General features: G+C 67.0%; 1 protein-coding gene. It reads right to left on the bottom strand.

Annotated elements, in window-relative coordinates:
• Positions 1 to 2: 2 nt before the first annotated feature.
• Positions 3 to 454 (bottom strand): ShlB/FhaC/HecB family hemolysin secretion/activation protein (locus tag EN906_RS37670; RefSeq protein WP_281060490.1); only part of this gene is annotated, 452 nt, incomplete at its 5' end.

The raw sequence follows: 454 nt of genomic DNA, 5'->3' as shown, positions 1-454 counted from the left end.
CTCTAGAACTGGACGGCGCCGCTGAGCGAAAAGCGATCGCTTGTCGGCAGGTGATCGTCGCGATGCTGGCGGCCCCATTCCAGCGTCAGGCTGGCGTTGGTCGCGTCACCCGCCAGCGCGGTGCCGACCTTAAGGCCAAGCCCGTATGACGCGCCGACGATGTTGGCCGTCTCGAGCGCGGTCGGCATTTCGAGATGCACCTGGCCGACAGCGCCGAACACGTAGGGAGACAACGAAACGATGCCGCCGGTGAACGGGACGTACCAGGGTGAGGACAGCTCGCCGCGCAGCACATAGCCGGAATCGCCCTGCAGCGCGCCGGCGTCGAAGCTCGACAGGCCGTTCGCGCCGACCAGCCCGATCTGTTCGGACTGCAGCAGCGGCTTGCCAAACGAGGTCTGCGCGCGGGCGTAGAGATCGAGGCCGAGATGGGCGGAAAGCGGCTGGCTGTAGC

Source organism: Mesorhizobium sp. M7A.F.Ca.CA.004.06.1.1, from assembly GCF_003999135.1.
Classification (GTDB): Bacteria; Pseudomonadota; Alphaproteobacteria; order Rhizobiales; family Rhizobiaceae; genus Mesorhizobium.
This window is presented reverse-complemented; position numbering and strand designations above follow the sequence as displayed.